The sequence below is a fragment of the Prosthecobacter sp. SYSU 5D2 genome, assembly GCF_039655865.1.
GTDB lineage: Bacteria > Verrucomicrobiota > Verrucomicrobiia > Verrucomicrobiales > Verrucomicrobiaceae > Prosthecobacter.
The window spans coordinates 204,880-224,259 of the sequence record NZ_JBBYXL010000005.1; the positions used below are offsets into that span (position 1 = coordinate 204,880).

16 protein-coding genes are annotated in these 19,380 nt (G+C 59.5%); 12 read left to right on the forward strand and 4 right to left on the reverse strand.

What is annotated here, in order from left to right; all coding sequences use genetic code 11:
* Positions 1 to 233 precede the first annotated feature (233 nt).
* The 6 genes from WJU23_RS10145 (at position 234) to WJU23_RS10170 (ending at position 9,685) form a co-directional block, all read left to right on the forward strand.
* Positions 234 to 3,287, forward strand: coding sequence for a PSD1 and planctomycete cytochrome C domain-containing protein (locus WJU23_RS10145; protein WP_346332444.1), 3,054 nt, complete (start codon positions 234 to 236; stop codon positions 3,285 to 3,287).
* A 24-nt stretch (positions 3,288 to 3,311) separates the two neighbouring features.
* Positions 3,312 to 4,736 carry a DUF1501 domain-containing protein gene (locus WJU23_RS10150; protein ID WP_346332445.1) on the forward strand — a complete coding sequence of 475 codons (1,425 nt, stop codon included), beginning with the start codon at positions 3,312 to 3,314 and terminating at the stop codon, positions 4,734 to 4,736.
* Positions 4,737 to 4,991: 255 nt separating this feature from the next.
* Positions 4,992 to 5,318 (forward strand): DUF2007 domain-containing protein, encoded by a 327-nt coding sequence (locus tag WJU23_RS10155; protein ID WP_346332446.1) that lies wholly within the window; start codon positions 4,992 to 4,994, stop codon positions 5,316 to 5,318.
* Between the two features lie 22 nt (positions 5,319 to 5,340).
* Positions 5,341 to 6,552 carry a redoxin domain-containing protein gene (locus tag WJU23_RS10160; RefSeq protein ID WP_346332447.1) on the forward strand — a complete coding sequence of 404 codons (1,212 nt, stop codon included), beginning with the start codon at positions 5,341 to 5,343 and terminating at the stop codon, positions 6,550 to 6,552.
* Positions 6,549 to 7,187: a hypothetical protein gene (locus tag WJU23_RS10165; RefSeq protein ID WP_346332448.1), complete on the forward strand. Its 639-nt coding sequence runs from the start codon at positions 6,549 to 6,551 to the stop codon at positions 7,185 to 7,187. The genes WJU23_RS10160 and WJU23_RS10165 overlap by 4 nt, the downstream gene beginning before the upstream one ends.
* Positions 7,188 to 7,249: 62 nt before the next feature.
* On the forward strand, positions 7,250 to 9,685 hold the full coding sequence (locus WJU23_RS10170) for a VCBS repeat-containing protein (protein ID WP_346332449.1): 2,436 nt from the start codon (positions 7,250 to 7,252) through the stop codon (positions 9,683 to 9,685).
* An 8-nt stretch (positions 9,686 to 9,693) separates the two neighbouring features.
* Here WJU23_RS10170 and WJU23_RS10175 read toward each other — a convergent pair whose 3' ends face one another.
* Entirely contained in the window at positions 9,694 to 10,347 is a 654-nt protein-coding gene (locus WJU23_RS10175) for a class I SAM-dependent methyltransferase (protein ID WP_346332450.1), read from the reverse strand.
* A gap of 198 nt (positions 10,348 to 10,545) precedes the next feature.
* Between WJU23_RS10175 and WJU23_RS10180 the strand changes: the two genes are divergently transcribed.
* Positions 10,546 to 11,142 carry a hypothetical protein gene (locus WJU23_RS10180; protein ID WP_346332451.1) on the forward strand — a complete coding sequence of 199 codons (597 nt, stop codon included), beginning with the start codon at positions 10,546 to 10,548 and terminating at the stop codon, positions 11,140 to 11,142.
* 343 nt (positions 11,143 to 11,485) lie between these two features.
* On the forward strand, positions 11,486 to 11,668 hold the full coding sequence (locus WJU23_RS10185; RefSeq protein ID WP_346332452.1) for a hypothetical protein: 183 nt from the start codon (positions 11,486 to 11,488) through the stop codon (positions 11,666 to 11,668).
* A gap of 85 nt (positions 11,669 to 11,753) precedes the next feature.
* On the opposite strand, the gene WJU23_RS10190 is transcribed toward WJU23_RS10185, so the two are convergent.
* Positions 11,754 to 13,103, reverse strand: coding sequence for a protein kinase (locus WJU23_RS10190; protein WP_346332453.1), 1,350 nt, complete (start codon positions 13,101 to 13,103; stop codon positions 11,754 to 11,756).
* 216 nt (positions 13,104 to 13,319) lie between these two features.
* Between WJU23_RS10190 and WJU23_RS10195 the strand changes: the two genes are divergently transcribed.
* Positions 13,320 to 14,210 (forward strand): hypothetical protein, encoded by an 891-nt coding sequence (locus WJU23_RS10195; RefSeq protein WP_346332454.1) that lies wholly within the window; start codon positions 13,320 to 13,322, stop codon positions 14,208 to 14,210.
* Between the two features lie 65 nt (positions 14,211 to 14,275).
* Positions 14,276 to 15,778: a sulfatase gene (locus tag WJU23_RS10200; RefSeq protein ID WP_346332455.1), complete on the forward strand. Its 1,503-nt coding sequence runs from the start codon at positions 14,276 to 14,278 to the stop codon at positions 15,776 to 15,778.
* Here WJU23_RS10200 and WJU23_RS10205 read toward each other — a convergent pair whose 3' ends face one another.
* Complete coding sequence (locus tag WJU23_RS10205) at positions 15,779 to 16,756, reverse strand: magnesium transporter CorA family protein (RefSeq protein ID WP_346332456.1); 978 nt, start codon at positions 16,754 to 16,756, stop codon at positions 15,779 to 15,781.
* Between the two features lie 124 nt (positions 16,757 to 16,880).
* Here WJU23_RS10205 and WJU23_RS10210 point away from each other — a divergent pair, with 124 nt between their 5' ends.
* Complete coding sequence (locus WJU23_RS10210) at positions 16,881 to 17,993, forward strand: D-TA family PLP-dependent enzyme (protein ID WP_346332457.1); 1,113 nt, start codon at positions 16,881 to 16,883, stop codon at positions 17,991 to 17,993.
* Positions 17,994 to 18,044: 51 nt separating this feature from the next.
* Here the strand turns inward: WJU23_RS10210 and WJU23_RS10215 are convergent, their stop codons facing one another.
* Complete coding sequence (locus tag WJU23_RS10215) at positions 18,045 to 18,779, reverse strand: type III pantothenate kinase (RefSeq protein ID WP_346332458.1); 735 nt, start codon at positions 18,777 to 18,779, stop codon at positions 18,045 to 18,047.
* A 149-nt stretch (positions 18,780 to 18,928) separates the two neighbouring features.
* Between WJU23_RS10215 and rplS the strand changes: the two genes are divergently transcribed.
* Complete coding sequence (gene rplS / locus WJU23_RS10220; protein ID WP_346332459.1) at positions 18,929 to 19,291, forward strand: 50S ribosomal protein L19; 363 nt, start codon at positions 18,929 to 18,931, stop codon at positions 19,289 to 19,291.
* Positions 19,292 to 19,380 lie beyond the last annotated feature (89 nt).

The window sequence follows — 19,380 nt, forward strand, 5'->3', positions numbered from 1 at the left end:
GGGTGCTCTGCCGCATGCACCGGAGAGTGATGGGTGCTATTTGGGGCTCATCCAGGATTTTTGTGAATATTTGTCCAAAACCCGGCGCTTTATGACTGTTGAAGTAGGCCAGTCGCCGGACTCTGCCCATAACGATTCTTCCCCTTTGCCCCATGATAAAGAAAGTGACGATTTTCATCGCCGGCTTAACGGCTTCTTCCGCCCTAGCTGCGGATGATGCGGCTCGTGCGGCCATGCAGTTTTTCGAAAAGGAAGTGCGGCCGGTCCTGGTGAACCGTTGCTACGAGTGCCATGCGGACAAAAAGCAGAAGGGCAGCCTGCGTCTGGATAACATTGCCTTCATCAAAAAAGGCGGCGATTCCGGCCCTGCGCTGGTGGAGGGAGACCCGGATAAGTCGCTCATCATCGAAGCCGTCCGTTATCACGATCCGGACTTTGAAATGCCGCCCAAGGAAAAGCTCCCCGCCAAGGAGATCGCCGCCCTGGAGCAGTGGGTAAAGCTCGGCGCCCCCTGGCCGGAAGCCGAAGCCAGCCGGGTCGCCATGGATGAGTTTGGTTTCACCAAGGAAGACCGTCAATATTGGGCCTTTCAGCCACTGACCAATCCCGTTCCACCGGAAGTCAAAAGCGGCTGGGTGCGCAATGACGTGGACCGTTTTGTCGCCCAAAAGCACGCCGAGCTGGGCCTGACCCCGGCTCCCGAAGCCGATAAACGGGAGCTGGTGCGCCGCCTCTACTTTAATCTCCACGGCCTGCCCCCCACTACGGAGCAGATGGAAGCCTACGTGACCAGCACCGACCCGAAGGCTTATGAAAAGCTGGTGGATGAGCTGCTGGCCAGCCCCCGCTACGGTGAGCGCTGGGCTCAGCACTGGCTGGACCTCACACGCTATGCAGAGAGTGACGGTTATAACCAGGACGCCCCGCGTCCGGCCGCCTGGCCTTATCGTGATTACGTCATCAAGAGCCTGAACGAGGACAAGCCCTATGACCAGTTTGTCCGCGAGCAACTCGCCGGGGATGAAATCGCTCCCAAAGATCCCAACGTGCTTGTGGCCACCTCCTACCTGCGCAACGCCATCTATGAATACAACCAGCGCGATGCGCGCGGTCAGTATGAAGTGGTCCTGACAGACATCACGGACAATGCCGGCGAGCTTTTCCTGGGCCTCAGCTTCGGCTGCGCCAAGTGCCATGACCACAAGTTCGATCCCATCCTGCAAAAGGATTATTATGCCCTGCGCGCCTTCTTCACCCCGCTGCGCTGGCGGGATGACAGGCTGCTCGCCACGGATGAGCAGCAGGCGGAATTTGCCAAAAAGGAGGCCCCTTACAAACAGGCCACGGCCCACATCCAGGCCGAGATTGATTCCATCATCGGTCCCATGATCGAGCGCAACGTGCAGAAAGCCTACGAGCGTTTCCAGGCGGACATCCGCGCCATGGTGGACAAGAAACCTGAAGACCGCCTCCCGGAGGACTGGCAGGCCTCCTACTTTTGCGAACGCCAGATGGAGTATGAGCGCGAGCGATTTGACCCGCTTAAATCCATCAAGGATCCGAAGGCCAAAGCCCGCTATTTGGAACTGGTCGCTGAGCTGAAAAAATTCGACCATCTGAAGCCCGAGCCCCTCCTCAAAGCCTTCATCGCCACCGATGCCACGGCCAAAGCCCCGCGCAATCCGCTGACCACCCGCAAAGGTGAAATTGACGTGCAGCCGGCCTTCCTCACCCTCATCGAGCCGGAGGAGCCCAAGATCACCCCCTTGGAAAACTCCACCGGCCGCCGCAGCGTCCTCGCCGACTGGATCACCCGTCCGGATAACCGGCTCTCCACCCGTGTCATCACCAATCGCGTTTGGCATTATTTGTTCGGCAAAGGCATCGTAGAGACCCCGAATGACTTCGGCAAACTCGGTGAGACACCCACCCACCCGGAACTCCTGGACTACCTCACTCAGCGCTTCCTGGCAGGCGGCTGGAGTCTGAAGAAGCTGCATCGTGAGATCCTTCTCTCCGCCACCTACCGACAGACAGCCCACCGCGATGTGCCGGAGGTCGCCTCCAAGATTGATCCGTCTAACAAATTTTTGTGGCGTTTCAATCCGCGCCGTCTGGATGCGGAGCAGGTGCGTGATGCCATGCTGGCCGCCAGCGGTGAGCTGGATCTCAGCCCCGGCGGCCCGTCCACCGATGGCAACGGCACCCGCCGCTCCATCTACACGCTGAAAAAACGCAACAATCAAAATGAACTGCTGCGCAGCCTGGACGCGCCTGCAGGTTTCGCCAGCACCTCAGAGCGCCAGAGCACCACCACTCCCACCCAGGCGCTGCTCCTCATGAATGGCGACTGGACCCTCGCCCGCGCCCAGAAGCTCGCCGCCCGTGTCTCCAAGATTGAGGATATCTGGCAGTACACCCTCGGGCGTGAGCCCACCGACAAAGAAAGAAAGCTCGCCGAAAGCTTCATCGCCCAGCGCACGCAGATGCAGCCAGCCGAAGAGCCGCCTGCCGCCATGAGCAGTGACGAGATCGTCCGCGCCAGCCTGTTTAAGCAGGACACCCCGCATGAGCGCCTCGTCTCCAGCCTCTCTGAAAAAGAAGGCGACGAGTTCACCGTCGAGGCCATCGTCAAGCTCGACAGCATTGACGCCAATGCCTCCGTGCGCACCATTGCTTCACGTTGGAACAACGGCAAAGACAGTGTGGAAGCCTTCGGCTGGAGCCTCGGTGTCACCGGAGAAAAATCCCGCTTCAAACCTCGCAACCTGATTTTGCAATTGGTTGGTGAGGATGAGAATCGCAACATCGCTTATGAACCCGTCGCATCGGACCTGCGTATTGAGCTTGGCATCACCTATCACCTGGTGGTGAAAGTTTCCTGCAGCGCCCACACCGTCTCTTTCCTGGTGCATCAGGCGGACAAGCCAAACGCTCCCGTCATGACCTCCGTCGTGCCGCACACCATCCGCACCGGCCTCAGTGCAGGCACCTCGGATGTCGTCATCGGCGGCGTCCATCGACGCGCCGTTTCACATCATTGGGATGGCATCATCCAGGCCGCCCGCCTCGCCCGGGGACTGCTTACCGATGAAGACGTCTCTCCAGACCCGGCCCAGTGGGGCGGCAAGTCTCTGGTCACTTGGGACGTGCGCCAGGCGCTGCCGCCTGAGCTTGCCTGGGCCAGCGCCGAGGGGCCGGACATCGCCGCCGACCCTCGCCAGCGCGCCCTGGCAGACCTCTGCCACGTGCTGCTGAACGCCAACGAGTTCTTTTATCTTCATTAACCGCATTCTTCACCGCCGCCTGCCATGCCTTGCCATAACTACGACATTCCCAACTCCCGCCGTGCCTTCCTCCGCCGCGCCGGTTGCGGATTCGGCTCCGTGGCGCTCGCCGCCATGATGCGTGAGCCGCTGCTGGGCGCGCCCAGCCCCGCCAATCCCGTCCTCAAGCAGCTTCCCCAGCGCCTCGGCCAGGCGAAAAACGTCATCTTTTGTTTCATGGAAGGGGGCCCCAGCCACTTGGACACCTTTGACCACAAGCCCCTGCTGACCAAGCTCGATGGCCAGAAACTGCCGCCCAGCTTCAAAGAACCTGTCCTCGCCATGGGGGAAAGCGGCGCGCCCTTGCTGGGTTCCATCCGCAAGTGGAAGCGCCATGGCCAGAGCGGCCTCCTCATCTCCGACTGGTTTGAAAACGTCGCCCGCCATGCCGATGACCTCGCCGTCATCAACTCCTGCGTCTCCGATGGCATCAACCACGCCGGCGGTGTTTGCCAGATGAATACCGGCAGCATCTTTGGCGGCCGTCCCTCCCTCGGAGCCTGGGTCAATTACGGCCTGGGCAGCGAGAACGGCAACCTCCCCGCCTTCGTCGTCATCAAGGACAGCGAGGGCACCGTGGTGAACGGCGTGCGCAACTGGGGCAGCGGTTTCATGCCCGCCGTCTATCAGGGTGTCGAGTTCAGCTCCGATGGCGTGCCCATCAAGTACCTGGACAACCCCAAAGGCTACAGCCGCCAGCAGCAGCGGGAAAAGCTGGATCTCCTCGCCGCTTTCAATCGCGACTACAACGAAAGCCGTACCGACAACACCGAGCTTGAGGCCCGCATCCGGTCCTATGAGCTTGCTTATAAAATGCAGGCCGAGGCCCCCGAAGCCGTGGACCTCAGCAAGGAAAGCACCGCCATCAAGGCCCTCTACGGCATGGACCAGCCCGAGACCGCCGTCTATGGCCGCAACTGCCTCCTGGCCCGCCGTTTGGTGGAAAACGGCGTGCGTTTCGTCCAGCTTTACAGCGGTGCGGGCAGCAAGTGGGATTCCCACAGCCGGCTGGAGGAAAACCATGGCCGCCTCTGCCGCGCCGTGGACAAACCCATCGCCGGTCTCCTTTCCGACCTGAAACAGCGCGGCCTTCTGGATGAAACCCTCGTCATCTGGGGCGGCGAATTCGGCCGCACACCCATGAGTGAGCAGGGCGGTGGCCGCGACCATAACCCCGGCGGCTTCACCATGTGGATGGCCGGCGGCGGTGTCAAAGGCGGGCAGACCATCGGTGCCACCGATGAGCTTGGCCTCTACGCCGTCCAGGACAGGCTGCATGTGCATGACCTGCATTCCACCATCCTTCATCTGCTTGGCGTGGACCATACCCAGCTCATCTATCATCATAAAGGCCGTCCTGAGCGCATTGACCAGAACGAAGGCCATCCTTACGTGAAGATCACCGCCTAAATCCTCCCGGCCCCATTTCAACCGTTTCTCCCGGCTGGGCGCTCCAGCCCTTTTTTCACTTCTGTATCCGAATTGGTTATATCAAGTGAAGTTTAAAGCAGGGCAAAACAGGATTCCCAAAAACGCAGTGGCCCATGAGGTGAAAGAGGACCGTCAGATGAACGGTAAACACAGAATCGAGCTGAACTTGGCATAAGGGCCGGCTTTTGCGCAAAGGGGTTGTGGTCCGAAGGCAACAAGGTTTGGTATAAAGCTATGAAACAGGTCTTTGTGGATTCCGACCTCACGCGCGTGAGCTTTGCCAGAAACTTGCTGGAGGCGGAGGGCATCGCCTGCTTCATCCAGAATGAAAATACGCGTACGCTGGGTCCCAGCATCGCGGGGTACAGCTACACGCATCTTCTAGACCCGGCCCTGTGCATCCTGGATGACGCACAGTGGGAGAAGGCCATGGAACTGGTCACGACCCACTTTCATAATGAGGCGGCGGAAGGCCCGGAATGGCGTTGCGGAAGCTGCCAGGAAACCAATCCCGGCGCGTTTGATCTTTGCTGGAACTGCGGGGCTGAGCGCGTAGCATAATTTCCATCCTGTCATTCATTGCATGAAACGATGCCTCCCCTTCCTCGCGGTGCTGTCCACGGTGCTGATGCCCCTTGCTTCAAATGGCCAGGGGAAAAAGACAGGCGGGCAGCCAGAAGGTTTTCAGGAACTGAAAACGGGTGATGCGGCGCCGGATTTTGAACTGGTGGGCATTGACGAGGAAATGCACACGCTAAAGGACTATGCGCAGGCGGATTACCTGATGGTGGCCTTCATCAGCAACCATTGTCCCTCCTCGCAGGCGATCGAGGCACGGCTGAAAAAGCTGGTGAAGGAATACAAAGGCCAGGGGCTGCGGGTGGTGGCCATCAACCCGAATGACCCGGCGGCGCTGCGTCCGGATGAGCTGGGCTATTCCAAGTATAACGACAGCTTTCCGGAAATGAAACGCCATGCCAGGGAGCAGGATTTTAACTTCCCCTACCTGTATGATGGCGAGACCCAGAAGACGGCGCTGGCCTACGGCTGCCTGGCCACGCCGCATGTGTTCCTCTTCGACAAGGAGCGCAAGCTTCGCTACCAGGGCCGCTTTGATGATTCGCGCTTTGCGGATGCGGCGACGGTGACGCGCGCAGATGCCCAGGAGGCGCTGGATGCCCTTCTTGCCGGAAAGGAAGTGGAGGTGCCGGTGACGCTGCCACATGGCTGCTCCACGAAATGGATCAGCAAAAGGTCCCAGGTGACCACGGACCAGGAGAAGTGGGAAAAGGGGGAGGTGCATGTGGAACTGATTGATGCGAAAGGTCTGGCGGAACTGCGCAAGAACGACACGGGCAAGGTGCGGATGTTTAACGTCTGGGCCACTTGGTGCGGGCCGTGTGTGCAGGAATTCCCGGAACTGGTGGCCACCTCACGGAAATTTGGCCTGCGGGATTTTGAGTTCATCAGCATCAGCATGGACGACCCGAAAACGCTGCCGGATGTGAAGGCCTTTTTGGAGAAGCATAACGCCATCGTGCCAGCCAAACTGAAAGCCAGCCACAAGAAAGAAGGGCGCGCGGGCAATGCGTATGTGTTTAACGATGCCAGCAGCGACACCCTGATCCAGGCGCTGGATCCGGAATGGCCCGGCCCCATCCCGCACACGCTGGTGGTGGCGCCTGGGGGCGAGGTTATTTTCCGTCATAATGGCATCGTGGACGGAGATGAGCTGCGCGCCAAAATCCTGGAGCACATGGGTCGCTTCTACGCACCTGATCCTGAACAACCATGAAACCTTTTCTCATTCTAACCTCCCTGATCCTGGCCACCCTTCTCGGCGCGCAGGAGAAGGAGAAAACGCCTAACGAACTGTTCAGAGAAGGTGTGGCGGCTTTTTATGATGCCAGGCCGAAGGAATCGGTGGCGGCTTTTGACAAGCTCATTGAGCTCGTGCCGGAATCCAAACCGCAGCTCTGGCAACGGGGGCTGTCGCTCTATTACACGGACGATTATAAAGGCGGGCGTGAGCAGTTTGAGGTTCACCAGACGGTGAACACGGCGGATGTGGAAAATGCCGCCTGGCATTTTATCTGCGTGGCCCGCGCGGAGAATGTAGAAGCGGCGCGGAAGGTACTGATCCCGATCGAAGGAGACTCGCGCATTCCGATGAAGGAAGTGCATGAACTTTTCGCCGGCAAAGGCAGCCCGGAGGCGGTGCTAAAGGCTGCGGAAAGCGGAGAAGGAGAGGACCTTCGCAACCACCGCTGCTACGCGCATCTGTATCTGGGGCTGTATTTTGAGGCGCTGGGGGAGGAGGCGAAGGCCAAGGATCACATGATCAAAGCGGCCAAAGACTATTCAATGGACCATTACATGGGCACCTGTGCGCAAGTGCATGTGAAAGTGCGCGGATGGGATGCTGAGTAAACCCGGCAAGTCCACAGAAGGACCGGGCGTATTCTCCCGTCATGATGGCTGCCTGGAGATGCATGAATTTAAAGCTACGACTGCTGATGCTGACCGGGATGGCAGCAAGCGGCTTCGGCCTCAAGCTGCAAGCTGCGGAGGTGGCCTGGGAGGGACGAGGCCAATACCGGGTGCTGCTGGAAGTGGCCCCTGTCAATCTGGGCGGGCGGGCCACGGACGAACTGGTGGCGAGCTATGATCTGGATGTGAACACTGCCGGCAAGGACATGCCCAAAGACCGGGCGCTGGATTTTGATTCGGTGCAGGTGATGCGTTACTCGCCTGAAACGGGGCGGGCGGAAAAGTATGCCGACCATGCTTACCGGACTTCGGAATATGACCGGCCGTTCCAGTTTTATGATGCGACGTATCCGGAGGATTTCCCCAACTATGAGCGCTATCTGTCGCATCAAAAAGCGAACCCGTTTCAACGACCGAAGGCCGTTCCCTTTGGTGCGCGCCACTTCAATGCCATCGGCGATGGACGAAAGGGCCGTATCGTGTGGCCGCATACACAAGAGGGCCAGGATCCGTCATGGTATGCGATTTATTTTGACCTGCTGCCGACAGGGAAAGAGCCGGATTCGCCACCGGCCGGTTTTGTGGGAGACGGCTCGCCACGCATGCTGCGGGAAAGCAACCGTTTTGGACCCACGGGCAACATCAACGGCCGGGTGGTGGACTGGAACCATGACGGGCTGCCGGATCTCTTTTTCGGCTCGGCCACCGGTCATCTGAGCCTCTACCTCAACAGCGGAGAGCCGGGGCAGCCGCGTTTCCGGTCCAAAAAGCTGCTGCTGGATCATGAAGGGGTGCCGATTGATGTGGGCTTCAGCTCCTGCCCGTGGGTGGCGGACTGGAATGGAGACGGAAAAAACGACCTCCTTGTGGGAGCGGAAAAGGGCTGCGTGGTTTGGTATGAGAATGTGGGCAGCGAGGATGAGCCCAGCTTCCGGTTTGCGGGATTTCTGGAAGAGGAGGGGCGCATGATTGTGACCCCGGCGAAACCGATCGCCGAAGGGCACGGGGAGGAGGCGTTTAAGGAAGATTATTTCCCGGTGCCGCAGGCGGTGGACTGGGATGGAGACGGCGATCTGGACCTTCTCCTTGGCGGATATGTGACCGGCCTAACCTTTTATTATGAGAATGTCGGCCAGGAAGGCAGTCTTCCGGTGCTGAAATCACGCGGGCCGCTGACGGATGCTGAAGGGCAGGTCATTGACACTGGCTGGATGGCCGCGCCTGCGGCGGCGGACCTGGATGGTGACGGTGATCTGGATCTGGTCCTGGGAGGAAAGCCGGTGAATGAGGGCAGTGGGGACATGCGCGATTCCAGCCGGGCCATTCTTTATTATGCCAACAACGGCACACGTGAGGCAGCGGTGCTGGTCCGGACACCCTTTCCTGCGAATGCAGCCCCGCCCTTTGGCGGCATGGTGGTGCCGAGCCTGGCGGACTGGGATGGTGATGGTCTGACGGATCTGGTGGTGGTGGACATCCGCCAGCAGGTGACGGCTTTCCGAAACCTGGGGACGAGCACACAGCCGCTGTTTGATTTTAAAGAGCGTCCATTGAAGGGGGCCTGGCAGGCGGAGGGCATTTACGTCAACAGCTTCCAGGATGTGAATGGTGACGGCCACCCGGATGTCCTGAACGGATTTAATGTGATGCTTAACAGTGGTGAGCCGTCGCCACGCTTCTTTCCCAAACGCCTGTCTTTCACAGCGGGGAAAGTCATCAAGCATCCGGTGCCCCATGGCGATGAAAATCCTGGCATCATCCTGCATGATTTCAATGGCGACGGGATGCTGGATGGCATCTATGGCGCGCACAGCGGGCATCTGTGGTTTCATGTAAATCGCGGGACGAATGACAGGCCGGATCTCGAGCCAACGGGCGTGCAGCTCAGACTTGTCACTGGCGCGGCGCTGAAGGTGGGGCTGCCGGAAGGGGCAAAGGCAGAGAAGGTGGACTTTACCGTTCTCCAGGGTGCCCGGCCAAAGCCGGTGGCGGCAGACTTCGACCAGGACGGACTGCCAGATCTGATTGTGGGCGATGCGTATGGGAAGGTCCGGTATTATGAAAACCTGGGCAGCCGGACGGAGCCTCTTTTTGCCGAGCCGGTGCTCATTGAGGACCGAGGAAGCCGCCTGTTCCTGGGCACGCTGGACTGGAATGGGGATGGTGTCCCCGACCTGGCCGTGATCAAAGGCGGGATCCGGGTCTTTGTGAACCGGGGACGGCCGGGCCAATGCGAGTTTCTGCCACCGGAAGAAATTCAGGTGCCGTCTCCGCAAAGCTATCTTCTGAGCGTTTCAGCGATAGACTGGAACCAGGATGGGGACGACGATTTGCTCTACCTGTCTGCGGATGGCAGCTTTTGTTTTGCGGAGCGGTCGTTTCTTAAATTCGGCTACCTCGCCGGACAGCAGATAGCTGTGGAAACAAAGAAGCGGTGAGGGTGCGGTCAGGCTTGCTTGCGCCTGAGCACGGCCACCCAGCGGTCCACGGATTTGCCGGGAGCATCGGAAAGTTCACGGGAGGCTTTGTTGCGCTTGTTGCTGACGACTTCCATGCCCAGGGCTTCGAGGGCTTTGATAGCGAGCTTATGCTCCACGTCGAAATAGCTGGTGATGACGAGCATGCCGTCCGGGCGGAGCTTGGCGATGCCCTGGTCAAAGATCTTTTTCCATAGTTCCTGGCCATGCCAGAAGTTCTGATGGCGGAGGAAGACGAGGTTAAAATCATCCCCCAGCTCCTTGTGCTGGTCCATTTTGGTCGCATCCTCAATGAGGAACCTGGCAGGCAGATGGGCATGCTGCTCACGTGCCTGGCGGATTTCGCGGATGCGGATGTCGGCACCGATCATTTCCACCTGGCCGCCGGTGGTGAGTTCCTGCCCCACCTTGACCAGGGTTTCCGCTTCATCACAGCGGCCACAGGCAAGGTTGAGAATGCGCATTTCATTGCCTCCCTGCATGTTGGGCTGCAAACTGTCCCGGAGCAGGCTTTTCAGCCGTGCCATGTCCTCTGCGATGGCCGGAGGCAGCGCCGTGGAAGCCTGGACCAGGAGGGAATCTCCTGGGTCCGATGGCTGGGACGGGCTGAAAAGCTGGCTCATGGCGGAATTGGAACATCATCCTCCGTGCCTGGCAAGTGTTCGGTAGCTATGCTTTGCAGACTGCATGAAAAAACGGTGCAAACTGGCGGTGACGGGAGATATTCCCGATATTTGGCATGGATGGCGCGCGTCAAATCCGTTATCCTGGCCGTTCTTTCTATTGGGCAGTTTTGCCTGAACTCCTGTTTCACAATCTCTATGCGCCGTTTTCTTCCATGGTTAATGATGCTCGTCTGCGGGCATGTGAACTGTGCGGAGGAGGTGGCCCTGCGGGCTCAACCATGGTTTTCCCCCTGTGAAATTCTGTGTGCGAACTTGAAGAAAGCCATCGAAGAGCGGCCTGACCTGATGGTCATGCGGCTGGAAGATGCACTGGTGATCAATGAACCGTGCGCGGGTGACATCGTCACGGCGGCGATTGATGCGGTGCGTGCAAAGCCGCACATGGTGCAGCAGATCATCGAGACGGCCATGAAGGTGGCCCCAGCGCGCTCGAGCACGGTCATGGCAGCGGTGCATTCCTATAAACCGGGGAAGGTAAAGGAACTGGTGATGGAAGAGGTACGGCGGGCGGAGATCCCCGCCACGGCTCCGTTGATGGAAATCCGCCGGGCAGAAATGGCCTACTCTGTGCAGCAGGAACCTATTGAGGAAGTGAGGCGTGCCGAAATGCCTGTGGCAAGGGCCGGGCAGATGGATGAGGACAGCATGACTGAGATCCATAACAGCCTGCCGCGTGAGGAAATCCGGCGGGCCGTTTTTACCGTCATGACACTGCCGCCCGACAGGCGCTAAGGCTCGGTTTGGAAAAGCGCAGGGACCTGCCTTCTCAGTCCTGAGAATGAAGAGTGGCGGACAATGCAATTTGGCACGTTGCAAATACTGGAATTGTCGTTAGCCTCGACATGCTCAGTCTCACTCAGTGGATGCTGCAGCATTCAAACAAACACGCTACAAACATCATACTATGAAATACGCCCTCCTCGCACTTGCGGCTTCGGTCATCGCTGGCGGCCTCGTCTCCTGCGCATCCAAGTCCCCTCCTCCGCCGCCTCCAGCACCTGTCCAGTACAGCAAGTAATTTAACCGGTTTGGAGGTCGTCTCATAGACAACCTGTTTCCAACCGACACACTCTCTATGATCCGTCTTCTCTCCGTCGGCCTTGTTTCTGCCTCCTTGATGCTCGCTTCCTGCGCCACCAAGAAAGCCGATTGCTCTTCCTGCTGCGACTCCGCTGCTGATAAAAAAGCCACTGCGGACTGCTGCTCCAAGGACAAAAAGGCCTGCTGTGACTCTGCCCAAAAAGGTCACAAGCATTAACGCTGTCAACAGGTGGTCCATCCACTGACGTCGCGCCGCACGCTGGTCTCTCCGGCGGGCGGCGCTTCATTTTCAGGCCGGGCGCTCAGTGGTGCTGCCGCTGCCGCCGCCGGTTCAGGACCTGGCGGACCACCCGGATAAGCTCGGCACTGTCATAAGGCTTGGGCAGGACCCCGGCGAAGCCGTATTCCCCAGGATCCCGCATGGTGGGATCATAACGGTTACCGCTGGAGACGATGGCATCCACATGAGGGTCTATCTGCCGGAGCTGCTCCATGGCCTGGGCACCGCCCATGCCCATAGGGATGGTGAGGTCAATGAGGACCACATCGAACGGAGTGGCTGCCAGGAGCGACTCGCTGTATCGTTGGACGGTCTCCACGCCGTCACCTGTCTCGACGATTTCGAAACCTTCATTTTTGAGGTTGCGTACGATGAGCTGGCGCAGGAGCAAGTCATCTTCCAGCACAAGCACACGGCCTTGGAGGGGCTTGGTGGAAGGTTCAGGGGCGGTGGGGGACTGCGTGTGATTTGATCCCAGGGGGACGGTAATGCTGGAAAGCAGGGCATGTTTAAATTCAGCGGCGGTGGGGTAGCGCTGGTCGCGGTCCGGGAGGAGGGCACGGACAATCACCGTATCCAGACGGGGATCGCTGCCAGTCATGGCGGAGGGCGGCTGCCAGGCGCCCCGTGGAACGGTGCCGGTGAGCATCTGGTAGAAGACGACGCCGAGAGCGTAGATGTCCGCCCGATGGTCAATCACGGCGCGGGTGTCATACTGCTCCGGCGCGGCATAGTCCGGCGTGCCCATGGCCATATTGCTGAGGGTCAGGAGAGTGCTGGGCTTGTCCAGGCGCTTGGCGAGGCCAAAATCCGCCAGCTTGATGCGGCCGTCAGCGGCAATGAGGACGTTGGCAGGCTTGATATCCCGGTGGACCAGGCCTTTTTCATGGGCGTAGTGCAGGGCATCACAAAGGGCGGGCATGATTTCCAAAGCACGGTCCTGGGTGATCTGCCGCCGGCCCAGGAGCTGGTGCAGGTCGGTACCCTCGATGAACTCCATGACATAGTAGAGGTAATCCCCGACCACGCCGAAATCGTAAACGCTGACGATGTTGGGGTGGTTCAATTGCGCGAGAACCTGGGCCTCCCGGCGGAATCTTTCAGGATAAGAATAGTCAGTGCCATGCTGGCGATGAAGGATCTTGATGGCGACGGCGCGGTCCAGTTTCAACTGATGGCCACGATAGACGGCCCCCATGCCGCCCTGGCCAATGGGGGCATCAAACACATATTCCCCCGCCGGCATCATGGCGGTAAGCTCGGCGGGTGAGGGATAAGTCTGGAGAGGTGCCCAGCCCGCGACGCCATCCGATGCCGACGGAGCCGCCTGGGGAGGCGGGGTCCGTTTGCCAAAAGAAAAAAAGCGCTTCATGTGCAGGGGGTAGGGGTCTTGAACAGTCTGGACATTGTTACCATCGCGCAAGCGGTCTCTTTTGAAACGGCTGAGGGATGTGGGGAGGGCGCGCAAAAGCCTTTTCCGGCCTGTTTTAATCGAAAGAGAAGGCAACTTTTCGGATGAACACTGTCTTTTGCGTTGCCTTAAAGGGGTAAAATCGGTTACCTTCAGACCCCGTCATTTAACGAAAGCATGATCGCCGCCCCCCCACGACGCGCCCTCTCCTTTCTGCTGTTGTACTTTTCAGCGGCAGTGACTGTCATGGCCCAGTCCATGCCGAAGGTCAGTGCCACTGGAAGTGCGGTTGCCTCCCCGCCGGCGACGATGGTGCCGAGGGTCAACTCGCCGACGCTGCCGCGACTCGGGTATTCGAAGTACCCATGGAAAACGGACATCATGGCGACAGTCTTCTGGGTGGGAGAACAGCCGACGGAGAACAACCCGACGCCGAACAACAAAAGCTCCTGGGACACGGAGTGGGAGAAGAATTTTGGCGGGTATGATGATCCGGATCCGCTGAAGCGGGGCAACAACTACTGCCCGCTGGGTTTTACACCTGGGCTGAACCCGTTTTATATCGCCCTGCCATATAACGACCTCAAGGATTATACGGCCCACAAGCCGGAGGCGGCGCGGGTGATTCCCTGGTTCAAGGAGCGGTTCACCAAGGCTGGCAGGACGGTGCTGCGGGGTACGTGGATTGCCATCCGGTATGGCAACCGCGTGTGCTACGCCCAGTGGGAGGACTGCGGGCCGTTTGTGACGGATGACTATGAGTATGTGTTTGGCAATGGGAGGCCGAAAAACACGAGCAACCGTGGCGCGGGGATTGATGTCAGCCCGGCAGTGCGGGACTACCTGGGCATGGCCAGCAATGGCAAGTGTGACTGGCGCTTTGTGGATGTGCATGAGGTGCCGCCCGGTCCATGGCGGACGCTTGGCAATAACAACCACTTCGTCAAAGCCCAGACCCAGCAGCAGGCGACACAGAGGAGCGATGTGGCCTCACGGCTGGAAGAGCTGCGCAAGGCCAGGGATGCCTACTTCAAGCAAAGCGGCAATTCAGAGCAGCGGCTCAGGTAAACCTGACTGGCGTTTGGGGCCGATGTTTGTGCTAGAAGCGGCTGGAGCCGGCGTTTGGAAGGTTCATGTTTTGGAAACCTCTTTTTGCTTCTCTGGCCTTGGCGGTGACGGGCATCGCTGCGGCGGCGGAATCCCGGCCTAACATCGTGTTCTTTCTGGTAGATGACCTGGGCCAGCGGGACATCGGTGTTTATGGCAGCACGTTTTATGAGACGCCCAATGTGGACCGGCTGGCCAAAGAGGGGGCGTTGTTTACGGATGCGTATGCGGCCTGCCCGGTGTGCTCGCCCACGCGGGCAGCGGTGCAGACTGGGCGCTGGCCGCAGCGCACAGGCGTGACGGACTACATCGGTGCAGCGATGAAGCCGGAGCTGTGGAACCGCAATACGAAGATGCTGCCAGCGCCATACAGTGACCGGCTGGCGCATGATGAAATTACAATGGCAGAGATGCTGAAGGAGGCGGGTTATGCGACCTTCTTTGCCGGCAAATGGCACCTGGGGCCGGAGGGCTGGTGGCCGGAGAACCAGGGTTATGATCATAATCATGGTGGGGTGGACCGGGGCGGCCCCTATGGCCGGGGAAAATACTTTGTGCCGTATGACAATCCGCGCCTGCCAGACGGGCCAGAAGGAGAGCACCTGCCTGACCGGCTGGCGACAGAGACGGGCAAGTTTATGGAGGCGAACAAGGACAAGCCGTTCTTTGCGTTTTTCTCCTTTTACTCGGTGCACACCCCTTTGCAGTCCCGGCCGGATTTAGAAAAGAAGTATGAGGAGAAACGCACAAGGCTGGGCCTGGAGGCCAAGTGGGGCAAGGAAGACACGCGGGATGTCCGGCTGGTGCAGGAACTCCCGGTTTACGGTGGCATGGTGGAGGCGATGGACCTGGCCGTGGGCAAGGTGATGGCCAAGCTGGAGGAGCTGGGACTGGCGCAGAATACACTGGTCATTTTCACCTCTGACAATGGCGGCCTGTCCACCAGCGAAGGCTCGCCAACCTCCAACCTGCCTCTGCGCGGTGGCAAGGGCTGGATGTATGAAGGCGGCATCCGCGAGCCACTCATCATCCGCTGGCCGGCGGTGGTGAAGGCGGGATCGGTCATCGAAACACCAGTCTCGAGTCCAGATTATTTCGTCACGGCAATGGATGTGGCACAGGGGAAAACCACGGCCAAAGTAGATGGCGTGAGCCTGCTGCCCCTGCTGCGCGGGGAATCTCTGCCAGAGCGTGCGCTTTACTGGCACTACCCGCACTATGGCAATCAGGGCGGTGCGCCTGGGGCAGCCATCCGGGAAGGCGACTGGAAGCTCATCCAATGGTATGAAGATGACAAACGCGAGCTCTTCAATCTGCGGGAAGACATCGGCGAGCAGAAGGATCTGGCCGCTGGGAATGCGGACAAGGTGGCGGCGCTTTCGGCCAAGCTGACGTCATGGCAAAAGGATGTGGGTGCTTTGATGCCCATCAAGAATCCGAATTTTGATCCCGGCAAGCCCAATGGCCGGCTGCCGGGTGGCGGCGTGGCGAAGAAAAAAAAGAACGTGAACAAACACAAGAAGAAGTGATCAGAGCAGCTTCTTGCGCTTGAAGAACCAGATGGGAATGAGGGCGGAGATGATGAGCAGGCAGATCACCGCCGGGTAGGCCCAGGGCTGACGCAGCTCCGGCATGTGCTCAAAGTTCATGCCGTAAACGCTGGCGATGAGCGTGGGCGGCATGAACAGCACGCTGGCGATGGTGAAGATCTTGATGATCTGGTTCTGCTGGATGTTGATGAGACCCAGGGTGGACTCCAGGAGGAAGGTCATCTCCTGCTGCTGCTGGTTGGTGTAATCATCCAGGGACTTCACGTCGCGCATGACACTGCGGAACTGTGCGGCCAGGTCGCTGCGCATCCAGGTGGCGGCGTTGTTGAGGAAGTATTGCAGCATGCGGTTCACGCTGACCAGGCTCTCACGGAGATTCGCCACCAGGGCGCTGCGGCGGCCAAGGGTGCGGACGACGTCGCCGAGGTCTTTTTCCACGGCAGCGCTGGCTTTGTGGGGGGTCAGGCTGAAAACGTCGCGGCCGACTTTTTTGAGATCGGATTCCACCATCTGGAGGGCATCGGCGATGCGGGCGACGATGAGTTCGCAGAGGGTGAGGAAGACGGCATCGCTGCTCATGGGGCAGGCGCATTGTCTTTTGACCTGGTCGGCCAGGATGCGGAAGGCCAGGGGATCGGCATAGCGTACGGTTGTGAGGCAGTCGGGCGCGAGGACGAATGTGATGGCCGTGGTATCCGGGTCCGGGGTGTCCAGGCCCACAGGGATCCAGGCGGTCATGTAGAGGGCGCCGTGCTCGGAATACAAGCGGCTGGATTCCTCAATCTCCTGCATTTCCTCCCGCGTGGGGAGCTGGTGCTCGAGCCAGCTTTCGGCCTCCAGTTCCTCTGCACGGGAGGGATTGAGGAGGTCCAGGTACACGAGATTGTCCGGGAAGGGGCGCACCTTCTCGTCCTGCCAATCGAAGAGTTGTCCTTGCTGGGTGATGAGTCGGACCATAAGCGGGGGGACGTTTACTGTAGCGGTGATGCGGGGTGTCGCCAAGGAAAAGGCATTTTAGCGACAAAGTCCACGCGTGTTGTCTTGCAACCTGGCCGGGTGCCCGGTAATCCTTGGTCCATCCATGACCCCACACGCCTGGTTCCACATTGAAAATGAGGCCGAGCTGGCCTCCCCTGCCCTGCTGCTTTACCGCGAGCGCATTGAGCACAACCTTCAGCTCATGCTGAAGATCGCCGGGGGGCCGGAGCGCCTGCGGCCGCATGTGAAAACGCACAAATTGCAGCATCTGATCGTGCGGCAGGTGGAGTTGGGCATCACGAAGTTCAAGGCCTCCACCATTGCGGAGGCGGAAATGTGCGCCGCCGGGGGGGCTGCGGACGTGCTTCTGGCCATGCCCTGTGTGGGACCTGGCGGCCACCGTCTGGCGCAACTGGCCCTGAATTTTCCGCAGACCCAGTTTTCTGCCATTGCAGATGATGAAGCCACCATCCGTACCCTGGCCTCCGCTGCGCAGCAGCATGGGGTGAATCTGGGCGTCTTTTTGGAAATGGATTGCGGCATGGGCCGCACAGGGATCCTGCCTGGCGAAGCGGCTGCTTACCTGGTGCATGTGATCAAGGATACGCCGAGGCTGATGTTCCGGGGTCTGCATGCCTATGACGGGCACATCCATGATGCGGATCTGGAAACGCGCCGGGCCAGGTGTGAGACAGCCTATGCGCCTGTACTGGAATTCCGCCAGCGGCTCAAGGGAGAAGGCGTCATCGTCCAGGAGCTAGTCGCGGGCGGCTCACCGACCTTTGGAGTACATGCCTCCCTGCCAGACCGGACACTTTCCCCGGGCACCACGGTGCTGTGGGATTTTGGTTACGGAGAGAAGCACCCGGACCTGCCTTTCCTGCCTGCGGCGGTGCTGCTGGCGCGGGTCATTAGCAAACCAGCGACGGACCGCCTGACGCTGGACCTGGGTCATAAATCCGTGGCCCCGGAAAATCCGCATCCGCGTGTGCGCTTTGAAGAACTGCCGGAAGCAGAAGTCGTGATGCAGAGCGAAGAACACCTGGTGCTGCAAACGGACCGGGCGCATGAGTTCGAGATCGGTCAGGCCCTGCATGGCATCCCCCGGCACGTCTGCCCCACCGTCTCCATGCATGGGGAGGCGGTCATCATCGAGGGCGGCAGCGCCACTCAGATCTGGCCTATTACCGCGCGTAACCGGCGGATAACGGTGTGATCCATCTTTTTGCCAAAACTCACGATCCGCTGGCTCAAGTGGCGCCAACGGTTATTTGAACGCGCCCTGGGCGACCAGTCGCAGACCGTGCAGCGTCAAATCAGGGTCCACCGGGATGTCTTCCTGCATGCCGGCGATGATCCACCCGGCATCTCCACCAGTGGCCACGATGTGGACAGGGCCGGGGGGCAGTTCCTTGCGCAGGGCCTCCAGGATGCCTTTGATCATGCCCCGGTAACCAATGGCCGCACCTGCCTGGATGGCCCCGATGGTGCTCTGGCCGATGGCGGTCTCCGGTTCTTTCAGCTCCACCTGGGGCAGCAGGGCGGTGCGTTCGTGCAGGTAATCCGTCATCAGCCGCAGACCGGGGGCGATGATGCCGCCGATGTAGTGCCGGTCGGCAGAAAGGATGTCAAAGGTCACGGCGGTACCAAAATCAATCACGATGCCCGGTGCGCCGTGGAGGTGGGCCAGGGCCACGGCATTGGCCAGGCGGTCCGCGCCGATGCTGGCCGGGTTTGGATACCGGATGCCGATGCCCATCGGCGTTTCATGATTGAGCACCGTCAGGCGAGGAATAGCGTCCTGAAAAGCCCGCACGGCTGCTGGCACCACGCTGCAAAGTACGGCAGATTCAAAGGTCCATCCGGCCACGGCTTCCTGCACCAGCGCGGGCGTCACCCCCCGTGTGGGCAGCTCCCGGCGGTCCAGGATCGCCTCGCGGGAGGCCAGGCCCAGCTTGGTGCGGCCATTGCCCACATCAATGAGAAGAAAATCGGCGGTCATTGGGCTGGTTATGGACGGGAACGCCATTCTGGGCAAGCAAGATGGAAAAACTGGTTGCGAAAGAAAAGAAAGCATCCACAATCCCTGCCCCTCGCCCCGTTCGCCTCTCATGGGAACTGTCTGCGAAGGAAATATTCGCCCCGCACATTATGAGCAACATCATCGCCAAAATTGATTCTGAACAACTCAAGAAGGAAGTCGCTTCCTTTCATGTGGGTGACACCGTGAAAATCCACACCCGGGTTATCGAAGGCGACAAAGAGCGTATCCAGATCTTCGCGGGCATCATCATCTCCCACAAAGGAGCCGGTCTGAACGAAGCGTTCACCGTCCGCAAAATTTCCTATGGTGAAGGCGTGGAGCGTGTGTTCCCCGTCCACAGCCCAAAGGTCGCCAAGATCGAAGTCGTCAAATCCGGCAAAGTCCGCCGTGCCCGTCTTCACTACCTGCGCGGCCGTAAAGGCAAGCAGGCCATGACCGTCAAGGAGCAGGCCTACAACGCTGACGCGTAATCCGCGTTTCCCCCTTTCGAGGGTTTGTCGTTTTTTCATATGCAAAACACCTCAGCATGAACTGCTGGGGTGTTTTTGTTTTTATTCGG

Coding starts and splice junctions, on each gene's coding strand:
- WJU23_RS10145 (WP_346332444.1), top strand. CDS start 234: ATGCAGTTTTTCGAAAAGGAAGTGCGGCCGGTCCTGGTGAACCGTTGC.
- WJU23_RS10150 (WP_346332445.1), top strand. CDS start 3,312: ATGCCTTGCCATAACTACGACATTCCCAACTCCCGCCGTGCCTTCCTC.
- WJU23_RS10155 (WP_346332446.1), top strand. CDS start 4,992: ATGAAACAGGTCTTTGTGGATTCCGACCTCACGCGCGTGAGCTTTGCC.
- WJU23_RS10160 (WP_346332447.1), top strand. CDS start 5,341: ATGAAACGATGCCTCCCCTTCCTCGCGGTGCTGTCCACGGTGCTGATG.
- WJU23_RS10165 (WP_346332448.1), top strand. CDS start 6,549: ATGAAACCTTTTCTCATTCTAACCTCCCTGATCCTGGCCACCCTTCTC.
- WJU23_RS10170 (WP_346332449.1), top strand. CDS start 7,250: ATGAATTTAAAGCTACGACTGCTGATGCTGACCGGGATGGCAGCAAGC.
- WJU23_RS10175 (WP_346332450.1), bottom strand. CDS start 10,347: ATGAGCCAGCTTTTCAGCCCGTCCCAGCCATCGGACCCAGGAGATTCC.
- WJU23_RS10180 (WP_346332451.1), top strand. CDS start 10,546: ATGCGCCGTTTTCTTCCATGGTTAATGATGCTCGTCTGCGGGCATGTG.
- WJU23_RS10185 (WP_346332452.1), top strand. CDS start 11,486: ATGATCCGTCTTCTCTCCGTCGGCCTTGTTTCTGCCTCCTTGATGCTC.
- WJU23_RS10190 (WP_346332453.1), bottom strand. CDS start 13,103: ATGAAGCGCTTTTTTTCTTTTGGCAAACGGACCCCGCCTCCCCAGGCG.
- WJU23_RS10195 (WP_346332454.1), top strand. CDS start 13,320: ATGATCGCCGCCCCCCCACGACGCGCCCTCTCCTTTCTGCTGTTGTAC.
- WJU23_RS10200 (WP_346332455.1), top strand. CDS start 14,276: ATGTTTTGGAAACCTCTTTTTGCTTCTCTGGCCTTGGCGGTGACGGGC.
- WJU23_RS10205 (WP_346332456.1), bottom strand. CDS start 16,756: ATGGTCCGACTCATCACCCAGCAAGGACAACTCTTCGATTGGCAGGAC.
- WJU23_RS10210 (WP_346332457.1), top strand. CDS start 16,881: ATGACCCCACACGCCTGGTTCCACATTGAAAATGAGGCCGAGCTGGCC.
- WJU23_RS10215 (WP_346332458.1), bottom strand. CDS start 18,779: ATGACCGCCGATTTTCTTCTCATTGATGTGGGCAATGGCCGCACCAAG.
- rplS (WP_346332459.1), top strand. CDS start 18,929: ATGAGCAACATCATCGCCAAAATTGATTCTGAACAACTCAAGAAGGAA.